The following is a 14972-nucleotide window of genomic DNA, read 5'->3' on the forward strand; positions in this document are numbered from 1 at the left end:
TCAGGCCGTGCAGGTTGGTGATGAATACGACAAAGCACATCAAAATACCCATCGTAAATCGATGTCAAACGCCCACTGAGAACCGACTTGTCGATCACTGGGACGATCGTCCGGACAAGCGGGAGAACAGCCGGAGTGCGCCAGGAACACACCGTGCCACCGCATTCCCGCAGATCATCGTCATCATGTCCGGCGGGGCAGGTCCGAGCCTGCACCGGATCACATGCCCGGGCCGCGGAGTGGTTCGACAGCCGTCTGGTCCGTCGCGATGATGCCCTGGTGGTCAAGACGGAGACTCTTTGTCAGGAGGCGCTCGCTGTTCCAGGCCCGCTGGATCCGGCGCCGCCGGGGCCCGGGGAGAGCGTGGTCGGTGACGGCTCGGCCTGGCCGGCCGGGCCGACGCGGTGCCGCTCGCACGCGAGGCCGGCCTGGTGGACGACCCCGGCGCGCGGGGTGGTCCGTCTCCCGGACGACGGTGCCGCCCTCGCCGGCCCGCCTCGGCGTGGAGGGGCGGCCCCGAGCGCCGCTGGATCTTTTCGCGATCATCGGTACGCGCTTCAGGATGATCTGCCGTCGTATGCGGCGGTTGTCGGTATGGTGACAACGTCAAGGCGCGGGACGCGTCACCGCCGGTTTTCGTATTCCGAGGAGCATGTCCCGGTATGAACACCTCGCATGCGCGTCGGATCGTCGCCCAGTGCGGCGTCTCCATCGACGGCTACTCCTCCGGCCCGGACGGCCCCGAACACGACACCTGGCTCTACGGACACGCGGCTACCGAGGCCTCGGCGGAGCACTTCGAGGGCTTGTGGCGCGGCTGCTCGTCGGCGCTCGTGGGGCGCACCAACTACGTCGGCTTCCACAGCGTATGGCCCGGGATCACGCGTGACCCGGCGACGGACCCCCGCACCCGTGAGCTTGGCCGGTGGCTCGACTCGGTCGACAAGGCCGTGGTGTCGACGACTCTGACCGAAGCGCCGTGGGAGAACTCCCGGATCTTCACCGACCTCTCGACCGCCGTCGCCACCCTCCGGTCCGAACCCGGCCGCGACATCCTGGTGCTCAACAGCGCGACCGTCATCCAGTCCCTCCTGGCCGCGGACCTGGTCGACGACCTGCGACTTTCAGTGCTCCCCGTCCTTCTTGGCGGCGGACTCCGCCTCCTGCCCGAGGGGGTCTCCTCCGGCTGGTCGCTCGTGTCGTCCACCGCCATGGCCCACGGGGCGATCGCCGTCCACTACCGCCGCTCCCGCTGAGCCGATCGACCGGAAGCACCGACATGACCACCGCCACGAGCGCCGCCTGGATCACCCGGACCGAGAGCGACGCCGACCTCGACGCGATCCGCGCGGTCAACCTCGCCGCCTTTCCCGCCTCGGCGGAGGCCGATCTGGTGGAGGCTCTGCGTGCCGACCCGGCGGCCTGGCTTCCCGGCCTGTCCTGGCTCGCGCAGGCCCCCGACGGGACCGTCGCCGGATTCGCGCTGCTCACCCGGTGCCATGTCGGCGACGTCCCCGCCCTCGCCCTGGGCCCGTGCGCCGTCCTGCCCGGCCACCAGAGACGGGGCGCCGGTTCGGCCGTCATCCACGCCGCCCTGCGGGCCGCCCGCGAACAGGGCGAGAACCTCGTACTCGTCCTCGGCCACGCCGAGTACTATCCCCGCTTCGGCTTCACCCCGGCCTCGGGTCATGCCATCCGGGCGCCGTTCGACGTCTCCGACGAGAACATGATGGCGCTCGTCTTCGATCCCGCGCGCCCGGTCCCCGCCGGCACCATCCGCTACCCGGCGGCGTTCGGCGTCTAACCCCCGGACGGCCCGTCCCGGCCAGGCCGGGGCGACCGGAGAGGAAGGGCCGGCCGGGCGCCGATCGCCGCGCTTCGCGCCCGCGACGCCGCGACGGCCCTCGAACCCGTCGATGCCGTGACGCGTCAGATCCGGGCGGGTTCACCGGCGGGTGTACCGCCTTTCGCGCACCGCGTCCCTGTTGACGCGGTGAGCGGTCATCACACAGACTACGAGCCAACCGGACGCAACCGTCCGGTTGGCGGGGAGGCGCCCCCTGAGCCGTCTTCCGCGATCCGAAGGAAGCTGCGATGACCGATCAGTGGGACACGACCGTCGACGTGCTCGTCGCGGGCTCCGGCGCTGCGGGCCTGACCGCCGCCATCACGGCCGCCGACCGCGGGCTGGAGGTCCTCGTGGTGGAGAGCACTTCCCGGTGGGGCGGCACCACCTCCGTCTCCGGGGGCGGGCTGTGGATGCCCGCCAACCCGCTCATGCTCCGGGCCGGCGTTCAGGACTCCGCCGAGGAGGCCCTGCGGTACATGGACGACGTCATCGGCGACGCCGGGCCCGCCTCCTCCCCCGAGCGCAGGACCGCCTTCGCCCAGACCGCTCCCGAGGTCGTGGCCTTCCTCGGCCGCCACGGTGTCAGGTGGCGCAGATCCCCCGACTACCCCGACTACTACCCGGACCGGCCGGGCGGCAAGGTGGGCCGCTCGATCGAGACCGCGTTCTTCGACACCAAGCTGCTTGGCGACTGGTACGCCACCTCGCGCGCCAAGGAGGGCGGCATCCCGCTCCCGCTCATGACCGACGACGTGTGGCTGCTCGCCCGCGCCTGGTCCACCCCCAGCGGTTTCGTCCGCGGCGCCCGCTTCGTCTTCCGCTCGCTCGGCGCGTTCGCCTCGGGGAAGCGCCCGGTCGGCATCGGCGGCGCACTGGCCTGCTCGCTCATGCACATCGTCCGCACCCAGCGGACCCCCGTCTGGCTGTCGGCACCGGTCGTCGACCTGATCGTGGAGGACGGCGAGGTGGTGGGCGCGGTGGTCGACAGGGACGGCCGCCGGCAGCGGGTCCGCGCCCGGCACGGCGTCGTCCTGGCCGCCGGAGGCTTCGCCAGCAACGCCGAGTGGCGCCGGAAGCACCACGGCATCCCGGGCTACTCCTCCGCCCCGGAAGGCGACCTGGGCACCGCCATCGAGGCGGGCGTCCGGGCGGGCGGCGCGCTGGCGCTCATGGACGACGCCTGGTGGGGCGCGTCCCTCGTCGGCCCCGACGGCAAGGCGAGCTTCCTGGTCTCGGAGCGGTCCTTCCCCTTCTCCGTCATGGTCGACGCGGGCGGCGAGCGCTTCACCAACGAGTCGGCGTCCTACATCGACGTCGGACACGCCATGCTCGGCCACGACGTGCCCGGGCCGATGTGGCTGATCAGCGACGTCAGGCACGCGCGGCGCTATCTGAACACCGCCCTGCTGGGACACAAGAAGGAGTGGGTCCGGGCCGGTCTCCTGATCGAGGCGCCCTCCCTGCGCGAGCTGGCGACGAGGATCGACATCGACCCGGAACGGCTGACGGCGACCGTCGAGCGATTCAACGGCTTCGCCCGTACCGGTGTCGACGCCGACTTCGACCGTGGCCGGACCGTCTACGACAACTACTACGGTGACCCGCGGGTCAAGCCCAACCCCAACCTGGGCCCGCTGGAGAAGGGGCCCTTCCGAGCGGTGCGCGTCTACCCGGGCGACCTGGGCACCAAGGGCGGCCTGCTCACCGACGAGCACGCCCGCGTACTGCGCGAGGACGGCACGGCCGTCCCCGGCCTGTACGCCGCGGGCAACACCACCGCCTCCGTGATGGGCCGGACCTACCCCGGCCCCGGCTCGACCATCGCCCCCGCCGTCGTCTTCGGTTACCGTGCCGCACAGCACGCCGCCGCGTCCCGATGACCCCGGGTGCCGTGCGGCGGGGAGGCGCGAACGGGCGGGGGCGCGGAGGCCGCGCCCTCGCCGCCCCCGCCGCCCCCGCCTGCCTCGCCGTCATCGAAGCGGGCGCCACCCCCGCCACACCGCGCTCAGGGCTCGATCCCGTGGCGGAGCAGCGTCCACATCCGCTCGGCGGTCGCGCGCCGCTCGGTGGCCGGAAGCCTGGTGAGGAGCCCGGCGAGCATGCCGATGGCCAGGAGCAGATCGTCGGCGGTGACGTCCTCGCAGAGCCTGCCGGCGCGCCGGGCCTCCGGGAGCGTGCCCTCCAGCAGATCCGCCACCCGGTCGCGCACCTCGATGATGCGAGGATCGCCGGCCGAGGCCAGGGTCACCATGTCGATGAACGCGGTCGAGGCGATGGTCTGCTCGGTGAGCAGGTCCAGCACGTCGTCGAGGGTGGTGCCGGGCCTGGCGGCCAGTGCCTCCAGGTCGGCGACACTGTCCTTGAACACGGCCAGCGCCAGGCTGATGCGATCGGGGAAGTGCCGGTAGAGGCTGCCCTGCCCGACCCCGGCCGCCCGCGCGACCTCGGTGAGCGGCGCGTCGTATCCGTCGGCGGTGAAAGCCTCACGGGCCGCGGTGATCAGTGCCGCCCGGTTCGCGGCCGCGGCACGAGGCCCTCTGTTGGGTCGGCGCGTGGCAGTCACAGCGGTCACGTTACCAACCGGATGACGACGTCCGGTCGGCGCCGGAGGCGCCGTGACCGCTCGGCGGATCGCGCTGCCGGCCTCTCCCCCCGTGGGTACGACGGCCGCCCGGCCGCCGTTCCGATCGAAAGGACCATCTCTTGAGCACCTTCGACGACAAGGTCGCCCTGATCACCGGCGCGGGTTCCGGGATCGGCAGGGCGATGGCGGTCGCCTTCGCCAAGGCCGGCGCCCGCGTGGTGGTCTGCGACATCGACCCCGACGGCGCCGGGCGCACCGCCTCCGACATCGGGGACGCGGCCCTCGCCGTCACCGCCGACGTCTCCTGCGAGGCCTCGGTGGCCACGCTGGTGGAGACCTCGATCGGCGCGTACGGCCGCATCGACGTCCTGTGCAACAACGCCGGGATCATGGACAGCATGGCGCTGCCCGCCGACATCACGCTGGAGCAGTGGGACCGGGTCATGCGCGTCAACCTGACCGGGGCGTTCCTGGTCATTCGCGCCGTGGTGCCGCACCTGCTCCGCCAGGGTGGCGGCGCCATCGTCAACACCGCCTCCGAGGCCGGGATCCGCGGCGGCGCGGCCGGGGCGGCCTACACCGCTTCCAAACACGGTGTCGTCGGCCTGACCCGCAACGTCGCCTGGGCCTACGCCAAGGAGGGCATCCGCTGCAACGCCATCCTTCCCGGTCCCACCATGACCGGCATCGCCACCGGCGCCTCCTTCGACCCGGTCGGCGCGGCCCGCCTCGCCCCCGTGCTCACCCTGGGTGAGCGCATCGCCCAGCCGGAGCAGATGGCCGAGGTCGCCCTCTTCCTGGCCTCCGACGCCGCCTCGTTCGTCAACGGCGCGATCGTGCCGGTGGACGGCGGCTGGGCGGCGGCCTGAGACCTTCACGCGGGAGGGGCGCCGGACCGCGCCGAGCGCACACCCGGCGCCGGAGCGCACGCCCGGCGGGAGGACGCCGGTGTGCGGAGACGCCGGACCGGCGCCCGTCCACGGGCCCCTCACCGCCGGGGCACGGATCGGTGGCGGCGCGGCCGCGGGGCCCGCGCTCAGTCGCCCGAGAGCGCGGTGGAGTCGCGGATGACCAGGCGGCAGGGCATGCGGTGCACGCCGGGGGTGGCCCGGCCGTCGATGGCGGCGAACAGGTGCTGGGCGGCGGTGCGGCCGAGACTCTCCAGGTTCATGTCGATCGTGGTGAGCGGGGGCCTGGTCTCGGTGGCCAGGACCTCCCAGTTGTCGTAGCCGACGACCGCCACGTCGTCGGGGACGCGGCGCCCGCGCTCGCGGGCCGCCTCGACGAACCCGGCGGCGATCTGGTCGCTGCCGCACACCACGGCGTCCAGGTCGGGATCGGTCCGCAGCGCGATCTCGGCGGCCTGCCGCCCCCAGCGCTGCGACCACTCCCCGTTCAGCACCTGCCCGCACGACAGGGACAGCCCGGCCTCCTCCAGCGCCGACAGGACGCCCGCGGCCCGGTCGCGGGCGGCCTGGTAATGGGTGGGGCCGGTGATGTGCGCGATGCGCCGGCGGCCGATCGTCAGCATGTGCCGTACGGCGGTGCGGGCTCCCTCCACGTCGTCGGGGACGAAGGAGACGTCCTGCGGGTCCTCGGACGGCGCGTAGGCGTAGACCACGGGCAGCGGCAGGTCGCGGCTGATCGACGGGCGCGGGTCGGTGCTCTGCCCCACCACGATGAGGCCGTCGACCCGGCGGGCGAGCAGCGTGCGCAGGTGGTGCTGCTCACGGATGGCGTCGCCGCGGGCGTCGCAGAGCAGGACGGACATCTCCCCCGCGCCGAAGGCGTCCTCGGCGCCCAGGAGCACCGGGATGCCGAAACGGCCGACGCTGTCGCTGGTGAGCAGGCCCACGGTGCGGGTCTGGCCGGATATCAGGCCGCGGGCCAGCGCGTTCGGCTGGAAGGCCAGCTTCTCGGCCGCTCGCAGCACCCGCTGCCGGGTCTCCTCGCGGACCTGGGCGCGCCCGTTGAGCGCCTTGGAGACGGTCGCGATCGACACTCCGGCCAGCGCGGCCACGTCGGTGATCGTGGCCGCGCGCGGCTGCTGAGAACTCATCACTGCGAAAACCTTTTCGTTCGAAACGAAATCGTTATCTGAGCACATGCCGATTGGTTTCTGCAGAAAATAGCCCCGTTGACCACTCCAAAGCAAGTTGTCGAGCTCAACGCGACTATTGACAGCCTCTCGTGTTGCGCTTACGTTTCCGAAAACCTTTTAGGTAGGTTTCGGTGCGTCTCGGGGGATGCAGAGGAGAAGATCATGGAAAGCGGGTTACCCCGGCGCCGCAGAGGCACCGCGGCGTTCGCGGTGCTGTGCGCCACCGTCCTGTCGGCCGCGTGCGGCCAGGCACAGCCGGCGTCCGGCCCGTCCCAGCCGGCCGCCGTCACCATCACCGTGTGGACCAGGGCGGCGACCGAGTCCCACACCAAGGCCCTGGCCGACGCGTACAACGCCTCCCACACGAACAAGGTCAAGGTGACCGCCTACCCCAACGAGGAGTACCCGGCCAAGATCGCCACCGCGGCGGGTGGCAAGAACCTGCCCGACCTGTTCGCCTCCGACGTGGTGTTCGCCCCCAACTACATATCGCAGGGCCTGTGGCAGGACGTGACCGACAGGTTCACCACCCTGCCGTTCAAGGACAAGGTGGCGCCCGCGCACGTCAAGGCCGCCACGCAGGACGGCAAGCTCTACGCGCTGCCGCACACCGTGGACATCTCCGTGCTGTTCGTCAACAAGGGCCTGTACAAGAAGGCGGGGCTCGACCCCGACAAGGCCCCGGCGACGCTCAAGGAGTTCGCCGAGCAGGCCACCGCGATCCGGACCAAGCTCGGAGGCAAGAACTACGGCACCTACTTCGGCGGCAACTGCGGCGGCTGCGACGCGTTCACCTTCTGGCCGTCGGTCTGGGCCGGCGGCGGCGAGGTGATGAACCCCGAGGGCACCCGCAGCACGGTCGACGACCCGCAGATGGCGGCGGTCTTCGGTGTCTACGCCAAGCTCTACGCCGACGGCGTGGCCGCCCCCGGCTCCAAGGACGAGAACGGCACCACCTGGCTCGGCGCGCTGCAGGAGGGCACCGTCGGCATCGCCCCCGGCCCCTCGGTGTGGCTCGGACTGCTGGAGGAGAAGGGCATCGACGTCGGCGTCGCGCCCATCCCCGGCGTCGACGGCGGCACGTCCACCTTCGTGGGCGGCGACGTCATCGGGGTCGGCGCGACCACCGAGCGGGCGGACGCGGCCTGGGACTTCCTGGCCTTCACCCTGTCGGACAAGGTCCAGGCCGACCTGCAGGCCAAGAGCAAGTCGACCGTCGCCCGCACCGACCTCACCGCCACCGACCCCAGGGTCCAGGCCATGAACAAGATCATGGCCACCGGCCGGACCCCCTACGCACTGAAGTTCAACGAGTCCTACAACGACCCCCAGAGCCCCTGGCTCAAGACCCTTCGCGACTCGCTGTTCGGAACCGATCCGGCCGGGGCGCTCAAGGAGGGCGCCACCGCCATCACCGCCTCGCTGAACCAGCAGTGACACCCCGGTCCCGGCACGAACCGGTGGCGGCACGCCGGTCCCGGCCCGTACCCGGCGGCGGGGCACCCGTCCTGACGCGAACCGGGCACTGACCAGCGGCCCCAGTACAAGCACGGTGTCCCGGCCAGATCGGCGGCCGGGACACCGGCCGGAGGGAAAATGTCAGATCTCCTCGAAGCCCGCGCGGCCTCGCGCGAGCACCTCTCCCGAGCCCGCCCCCGCCCCCGGCGGCGTTCTCCCGGCCTGGTCGGGCTCGCCTACGCGGCCCCGGCCGCCCTCGTCGTCGGGCTGTTCTTCCTGCTCCCGCTCGGGCTCGTGGTCTGGATGTCGCTGAACAAGTGGCCGCTGCTGGCCCCTCCGACGTTCAACGCGCCGGGCAACTACACGCGTGTCGCCGACAACGCGCTGGTCGCCGACGCGGTCGTGTTCACCCTCAGGTACACCGCCGTCGTCACGGTCCTGCTGTTCGCGATCTCCTTCGGCATGGCCCTGCTGGTCCAGAACCGGCGCAGGGGATCGGGTCTGTTCAGGGGCGCCTTCTTCCTGCCGGCCGCCGTCGGCTGGGCCACCGCGACGCTCCTGTTCTTCGGCCTGCTCAGCGACCAGATCGGCCCGCTGAACGACATCCTGACGACCGTCGGCCTCATCGACGCGCCCGTGTCGTGGACGGCCGGAGAGCCCGCCGTCGCCTTCGGCTCCACGGTCACGCTGGTCATCTGGCGCTGGGCCGGGTTCAACATGCTCATCCTGCTCACCGGGCTGCAGGCCATCCCCACCGAGCTCTACGAGGCCGCGAGGGTCGACGGCGCCACGGCGTGGCAGGCGTTCCGCCGCATCACGCTGCCGCTCATGCGGCCGACCATCGCGCTGGTGCTCTGCCTGATGGTCACCGGCTCGATGCTCGGTTTCGAGCAGTTCTACATCCTCACCAGGGGCGGTCCGGGAAACAGCACGACCTCGGTCGTCATGGTCATCGTCCGCGAGGCGTTCGTCCGGTTCGACCTGGGTTCGGCGGCCGCCATGTCCGTCCTGATCCTGCTCGCGCTCGTCCTGCTCAACGGGCTCCAGCTCGCCTTCATCAGAAAGAGGAACCCGTGAGACGAGCCTCCCACTATGTCACCGCGGGGATCCTGGCCCTCTTCTTCGTCTATCCGATCATGTGGAGCGGCTGGTCCTCGATCCGCCTGGGCGACGCCTTCAGCTTCGACAACTACCGGCGGCTGGCCTCCTACGGCGAGGGCCTGGGCACCTACCTGCTCAACACCGTCATCCTCGTCACGCTCACCGTGGCCGGGACGCTGGTGGTCGCCACGCTGGCCGGCTACGCCTTCGCGCGCCACCGCTTCCCCGGCAAGGGCGTGCTGTTCGTGCTCATCCTGGCCATCCTCATGGTGCCCTACCCCACCATCCTCATCCCGCTCTACGTGCTGCTCGGCTGGCTGGGGCTGCAGGACTCGCTGGTCGGCCTCGCCCTCGTGATGATCATGTTCCAGCTGCCGTTCTCGGTGTTCATGATGCGCAACGCGTTCGATTCGGTGCCCCGCGCGCTGGACGAGGCCGCGATGATCGACGGCTGCGGCAGCTTCGGGGCGCTGGTGCGCGTGCTGCTGCCCGCGGTCGCCCCCGGGCTCGTCACGGTCGGCCTGTTCGCCTTCCTGGCCTCCTGGAACGACTACGTGGCCCCGCTGATCCTGATCAGCTCCAACGACAGGTTCACGCTGCCGGTCGCGGTGGTCAACATGCGGCTGCACGACTTCGGCGCGGTCGACTACCCGACCATGCAGGCGGGCGTGGTGTTCATGGCCATCCCCTGCCTGGCCCTCTTCCTCCTCCTCCAGCGTTACTACGTGCGCGGATTCATGTCAGGAGCACTGCGTGGCTAACCCCGTCGTCCCGTCGTCCGGCGTGCTCACCCCGCTCGGGCTCGATGCCGTACGGCTGGATCCCGGCTTCTGGGGGGATCTCCGGACGCTCGACCAGGATGTGATCATCGGCCACTGCCTAGAGTGGATGGACAAGCTCGGCTGGATCGGCAACTTCCGCGGCGAACCGCGCCGGGGCAGGGAGTTCTCCGACTCCGAGGCGTACAAGCTGCTGGAGGCCATGGCCTGGGCCGGCGACCCGCGCTTCGACGAGCTGGCCGCGACCGTGGTCGCGGCCCAGGAACCCGACGGCTACCTCAACACCCGCTGGAGCGGCGACCGCTACCGCGACTTCGAGTGGGGTCACGAGCTGTACTGCGCCGGCCATCTCATCCAGGCGGGCGTCGCCCGCTGGCGGACGGCCGGGGAACACCCGCTGACCGACGCCGTCCGCCTGGCCGCCGACCACGTCTGCCGGCGTTTCATGGAGGGCCACGAGGTGTGCGGCCATCCCGAGATCGAGATGGCGCTGGTCGAGCTGTACCGGCTCACCGGCACCGAACGCTACCTGGAGATGGCCCGCCGCTTCGTCGAGCGGCGCGGCCGGCCGGCCCTGGCCGACATCGAGCTCGGCCGCGCCTACTTCCAGGACGAGGTCCCGGTACGGCGGGCCCGCGGCTTCGGCGGGCACGCCGTCCGGGCGATGTACCTGGCCTGCGGCGCCGTCGACGTGGCCGTGGAGACGGGGGACGCGGAGCTGCTGGCCGCGATCGAGGCGCAGTGGGAGCACACCGTGGCCCGGCGCGTCCACCTGACCGGCGGCATGGGCTCCCGGCACACCGGCGAGTCCTTCGGCGAGGACTTCGAGCTGCCGCCCGACCGGGCCTACGCCGAGACCTGCGCGGGGATCGGCTCGGTCATGCTGGCGCACCGGCTGCTGCTGGCCACCGGCCGCTCCCGCTACGCCGACCTGGCCGAGCGCACCCTCTACAACCTCGTGGCCGCCTCCCCCGCCCTGGACGGCCGTTCCTTCTTCTACGCCAACCCCCTGCAGGTCCGGACCCCGGGCCGGTCCACCGAGGACGTCAGTCCTCGCGCGCAGAGCGCCCTGCGCGCTCCCTGGTTCTGGGTCTCCTGCTGCCCGACCAACCTGGCCCGCACGTTCGCCTCCCTGCCCGCCTACCTCGCCACCGCCACCCCGGGCGGCATCCAGATCCACCACCCCACCGCGTGCGAGATCAGCCACGACGGGCTCACCGTGCGGGTGGAGACCCGCTATCCCTGGTCGGGCGCCGTCTCCGTCCGCGTCGTGGAGGCCCCGGCCGACCCCCGCCACATCTCCCTGCGCCTCCCCCCGTGGGCCGCCGGCGCCCTCGAAGCCCGGGAAACCCCGAGGGGCGCCCTGAACGACACCGTCTCGCGGCATCCGGACGGTCTGACGCCGGTGCGGCGCGGCCAGGCGCTCGTGTTCGGCGAGCGGGTCTGGACGCCCGGCGAGGTGATCGGGATCGAGCTGCCCATGGAGCCGCGGTGGGTGCGCCCCGACCCGCGCGTCGACGCGGTGCGGGGATGCGCCGCCGTCGAGCGCGGTCCCGTCGTCTACTGCGCCGAGTCGCCGGGGGACGAGGCGGTCCTGGCCGAGGTGGTCGTGGACCCCTCGCGGCCCCCCGTCGAGCGCGCCGCCGACAACGCGCTCCGCGAGGGCGCGGCCCACGGCGACCCGGCTCAGGACGGCCCGCTCCAGGACGGCTCACCTCAGGACGGTGCAGCCCAGGACGGCTCACCCCAAGACGGTGCGGCCCAGGACGGTGCGGCCCGGAACGCCCCGGCCCGCGACGGCGCGGTCCAGCTGGAGGTCCGCGCGCTGCGCCGGCCGGAAGGCCAGACCGGCCCGCCGCACGGCGAGGCCGACGACACACCGCGAGAGGAGGAACTCACGCTACGGCTCGTTCCCTACCACCGATGGGGCAACCACGGCCCCGCCACCATGCGCGTCTGGCTTCCCACGGGCTGAGCGCGCCCCAGAACCGGCTCCCGGACCGGCCCTCTGACCGGCTCCCGGGACCCGGCTCCCCCGCCGGCTCCCGAACCCGTTCCCTGACCGGCCCCCGCCGGCCCCCGAACCCGTTCCCGGGACCCGGCTCCCCCACCGGCCCGGGGTCCACCCCCGGACGCCCCTCACCCCCCGGTCACCCCCCGACCCCGATCGGATCACCTTGCGATGAGAAGAATCCTCATGGCCCTGCTTCTTTTAGCGGGCTCACTCGCCGCCACCACCCCGGCGCACGCCGACCAGACCATCGGATTCCCCACCTTCAGCGGCCCCGCGATCCCGGCCCCGCCGGTCTCGTACACGCCGGGCAACATGATGCAGTCCATCTACGACGCCGAGAGTTCCGGCACCGACTTCTGGATGGACCGGCTGCTGGCCCGCTCCGGCAACGACCCGGCGGGCACCTGGCTGATGAGCAGGGGGCGCGCGGTCTTCATGAAGACCCACAACCCCGCCGCGCTCGGCTTCGGCGGCCAGGTGGCGTACTGGGAGAGCATCAACAACAACAACGCGTACACCGTCGCCGTCACCCCCGGCACGTTCACCGAGCAGGTGAGCCAGCGGCGGCAGGTGCCCAGCCACTGGGGGAGCGTGCACACCAGCGGCTCGGTCACGGTGACCCAGACGAAGTTCATCACCGACAACAACGTCGCCGTGACGAACCTGTCGATCACCAACGGCGGCAGCGGCTCCACCACCCTGCAGCTGCGGGCGACCTCGCCCTACGCCACCTCCGGCTCGGGCGGTGAGCTGACCGGGCAGGTCAACGCCTACAACAACCTCACCACCATCTACCCGCGGCTCACCGGCGACGGCTTCACCGCCTCCAGCGGCGGGCTCAACAGGTCCGTCACCGTCGCGGCCGGGGCGACCGTCACCGCCAAGGTGGTGATGGGCTTCGTCACCAACGAGATCCCCGCGTCGCTGACGGAGTACAACGCCTACGCGGGCTACTCCAACGCCACCGCGTTCGCGACCCACGTGCGCGCCTACAACCTGTGGTGGGCGCAGAACGTGCCCTACATCGACGTGGCCGAGCCGGCGATCAAGAAGAACGTCTACTACCGCTGGTGGCTGATGCGCTTCAACCATCTCGACGCCGACATCCCCGGCCAGACCTTCCAGTTCCCCACCTCGACCGAGGGCGTGCTGGGCTACAACAACGCCATCGCGCTCACCCAGCCGATGCACATCGACGACCTCAAGTACCTGCGCAACCCGATCTACTCCTACGGCGACTGGCTCAGCGTCGGCCAGACCTCCAAGAACGGCCGCTTCCTGGACAACCCCGGTGACCCGGAGAACTGGTCCAACAGCTACACGCAGTACATCTCCGAGGCGGCCTGGCGCAGCTACCAGATCCACGGCGGCCAGCCCGGCATCGCGGCCAACCTCGCCCGCTACGCCGAGCAGGACGTCAAGGGCCAGCTCGCCTACTACGACCACGACAACAACAAGCTCATCGAGTACGACTGGGGCGCCCTGACCGGCAACGACGCCGACGCCGTCTCCTTCCACTGGAAGAACGGCAACATGGACCGCGCCGAGTCCGCCTACCAGTACAGCGGCGCGCTCGCCGCCGCCCAGGCCTACGAGTCGATCGGCAACACGGCCAAGGCCACCGAGATGCGCACGCTCGCCACGCAGATCCAGAACGCCATCGTCAACGTGCTGTGGAACCCGAACCGGCAGCTCTTCGAGCACCGGCTGAAGTCGACGAACGAGTGGGTGCCCTGGAAGGAGATCAACAACTACTACCCGTTCGCGGTCGGCGCCGTCCCCAACACCACCACCTACAAGCAGGCCCTGCGCCTGTACGACAGCCCCGCCGAGTACCCGATCTTCCCCTTCTACACGGCCAACCAGGTGGACAAGGCGGCAGCGGCGGCGGCGGGCAACCCGGGCTCGAACAACTTCTCCACCATCAACTCCACCGTGCAGTTCCGGCTGTACTCGTCGGTGCTGCGCAACTACGCCAACTCCTGGATGAGCGCGACCGACTACAAGAAGCTGCTGTACTGGAACACCTGGGCCCAGTACGTCAACGGCAACACCTCCTGGCCCGACGCCAACGAGTTCTGGGCCGACTGGAACGGCTCCTCGGTCAACTACCGCTCCTGGATCCACCACAACATCCTGGGCAGCAGCAACTGGACCGTGATCGAGGACGTCGCCGGGCTGCGCCCGCGCAACGACGCGAAGGTGGAGCTGTCGCCGATCAACATCGGCTGGACCCACTTCACCGTCAACAACCTGCGCTACCGCAACGCCGACCTGACCATCGTCTGGGACGACCCGGCCGACGGGGTCGTGCGCTACCCGGGCGTGCCCGAGGGTTACTCCATCTACGTCAACGGCACCCGCACCGCCACCGTCGGTTCCCTGGTGCCCTTCACCTGGGACCCGGCCACCGGCACCGTCACCACGAGCGGCACGGTCACCCACAGCGCCGCCGCCTCCGGCCTGCAGGCCCCCGGCCAGGTGGTGCAGAGCGGCGCCCGGATGGTGGACATGCTCGCCAAGGCCGGCGTCGACCTGACGGCCAACCTGACCAACCTCGCCGCCGGGGCGACCGCCTCCGCCTCGCACACCGGCTCCGGCAGCAACCTGGCCGGTGCGATCGACGGGTTCCCCGTCAACGAGCCGTTCTGGGGGGCGGGAGGCTCCGCAGGAGCCCAGGACTGGTACGAGCTGAACCTCGGCTCCGCCAAGACGCTCAACGAGGTCCGGCTGCACTTCAAGGACAGCCGTCCGGCCAGCGGCACCTACCGGGCGCCGTCGGCCTACGACATCCAGTACCACAACGGCGGCTCCTGGGTCAGCGTGCCCGGCCAGTCCAAGAGCCCGTCGGCGCCGCGTGCCAACTACAACGTGGTGCAGTTCCCCGCGATCAGCGCGCAGCGGGTGCGGGTCCTGGCCACCAACGCCTCCGGCGCCAAGACAGGACTCACCGAGATCAAGATCTACAACCGGGGCGGCGTGCAGCCGCCGGCCAACCTGGCTCCGTCGGCGACCGCGTCGGCGTCCTACACCTCCGCCTGGGAGAGCGTCGCGGCGGTCAACGACGGGATCGACCCGCCCTCCTC

11 protein-coding genes are annotated in these 14972 nt (G+C 71.2%); 9 read left to right on the top strand and 2 right to left on the bottom strand.

The genetic code is table 11. The features are described from left to right. The first annotated feature begins 662 nt into the window (after positions 1-662). From ACSDR0_RS46180 to ACSDR0_RS46190, 3 genes are all read left to right on the top strand, one after another. Positions 663-1256 carry a dihydrofolate reductase family protein gene (locus ACSDR0_RS46180; RefSeq protein WP_435295336.1) on the top strand — a complete coding sequence of 198 codons (594 nt, stop codon included), beginning with the start codon at positions 663-665 and terminating at the stop codon, positions 1254-1256. A gap of 23 nt (positions 1257-1279) precedes the next feature. Further along, positions 1280-1804 (top strand): GNAT family N-acetyltransferase, encoded by a 525-nt coding sequence (locus tag ACSDR0_RS46185; RefSeq protein ID WP_435295337.1) that lies wholly within the window; start codon positions 1280-1282, stop codon positions 1802-1804. A 290-nt stretch (positions 1805-2094) separates the two neighbouring features. Beyond that, positions 2095-3729: an FAD-dependent oxidoreductase gene (locus tag ACSDR0_RS46190; RefSeq protein WP_435295338.1), complete on the top strand. Its 1635-nt coding sequence runs from the start codon at positions 2095-2097 to the stop codon at positions 3727-3729. Positions 3730-3854: 125 nt separating this feature from the next. Here ACSDR0_RS46190 and ACSDR0_RS46195 read toward each other — a convergent pair whose 3' ends face one another. Then, positions 3855-4412 (bottom strand): TetR family transcriptional regulator, encoded by a 558-nt coding sequence (locus ACSDR0_RS46195; protein ID WP_435295339.1) that lies wholly within the window; start codon positions 4410-4412, stop codon positions 3855-3857. 140 nt (positions 4413-4552) lie between these two features. On the opposite strand from ACSDR0_RS46195, the gene ACSDR0_RS46200 reads away from it, so the two are divergent. After that, complete coding sequence (locus ACSDR0_RS46200; protein WP_435295340.1) at positions 4553-5302, top strand: SDR family NAD(P)-dependent oxidoreductase; 750 nt, start codon at positions 4553-4555, stop codon at positions 5300-5302. Positions 5303-5469: 167 nt separating this feature from the next. Here ACSDR0_RS46200 and ACSDR0_RS46205 read toward each other — a convergent pair whose 3' ends face one another. Continuing rightward, positions 5470-6492, bottom strand: a complete 1023-nt coding sequence (locus ACSDR0_RS46205; protein WP_435295341.1) for a LacI family DNA-binding transcriptional regulator — start codon at positions 6490-6492, stop codon at positions 5470-5472. A 204-nt stretch (positions 6493-6696) separates the two neighbouring features. Between ACSDR0_RS46205 and ACSDR0_RS46210 the strand changes: the two genes are divergently transcribed. The 5 genes from ACSDR0_RS46210 to ACSDR0_RS46230 all read left to right on the top strand — a co-directional run. Next, entirely contained in the window at positions 6697-7971 is a 1275-nt protein-coding gene (locus ACSDR0_RS46210; protein WP_435295342.1) for an ABC transporter substrate-binding protein, read from the top strand. Between the two features lie 159 nt (positions 7972-8130). Then, positions 8131-9069, top strand: coding sequence for a carbohydrate ABC transporter permease (locus ACSDR0_RS46215; RefSeq protein WP_435295343.1), 939 nt, complete (start codon positions 8131-8133; stop codon positions 9067-9069). After that, the gene (locus tag ACSDR0_RS46220) at positions 9066-9854 is read left to right on the top strand and encodes a carbohydrate ABC transporter permease (RefSeq protein ID WP_435295344.1); all 789 of its coding nucleotides are present in this window, start codon (positions 9066-9068) and stop codon (positions 9852-9854) included. The genes ACSDR0_RS46215 and ACSDR0_RS46220 overlap by 4 nt, the downstream gene beginning before the upstream one ends. Continuing rightward, the gene (locus tag ACSDR0_RS46225) at positions 9847-11847 is read left to right on the top strand and encodes a glycoside hydrolase family 127 protein (RefSeq protein WP_435295345.1); all 2001 of its coding nucleotides are present in this window, start codon (positions 9847-9849) and stop codon (positions 11845-11847) included. The genes ACSDR0_RS46220 and ACSDR0_RS46225 overlap by 8 nt, the downstream gene beginning before the upstream one ends. 207 nt (positions 11848-12054) lie before the next feature. Then, positions 12055-14972 (top strand): discoidin domain-containing protein (locus ACSDR0_RS46230; protein ID WP_435295346.1); only part of this gene is annotated, 2918 nt, incomplete at its 3' end.

This window comes from Streptosporangium sp. G11, from assembly GCF_051192615.1.
In the GTDB taxonomy this organism is placed as follows: domain Bacteria; phylum Actinomycetota; class Actinomycetes; order Streptosporangiales; family Streptosporangiaceae; genus Streptosporangium.

What these genes read in the sequence shown, in the direction of transcription:
- ACSDR0_RS46180 (WP_435295336.1), top strand. Translation starts at nt 663, where the DNA reads ATGAACACCTCGCATGCGCGTCGGATCGTCGCCCAGTGCGGCGTCTCC.
- ACSDR0_RS46185 (WP_435295337.1), top strand. Translation starts at nt 1,280, where the DNA reads ATGACCACCGCCACGAGCGCCGCCTGGATCACCCGGACCGAGAGCGAC.
- ACSDR0_RS46190 (WP_435295338.1), top strand. Translation starts at nt 2,095, where the DNA reads ATGACCGATCAGTGGGACACGACCGTCGACGTGCTCGTCGCGGGCTCC.
- ACSDR0_RS46205 (WP_435295341.1), bottom strand. Translation starts at nt 6,492, where the DNA reads ATGAGTTCTCAGCAGCCGCGCGCGGCCACGATCACCGACGTGGCCGCG.
- ACSDR0_RS46210 (WP_435295342.1), top strand. Translation starts at nt 6,697, where the DNA reads ATGGAAAGCGGGTTACCCCGGCGCCGCAGAGGCACCGCGGCGTTCGCG.
- ACSDR0_RS46215 (WP_435295343.1), top strand. Translation starts at nt 8,131, where the DNA reads ATGTCAGATCTCCTCGAAGCCCGCGCGGCCTCGCGCGAGCACCTCTCC.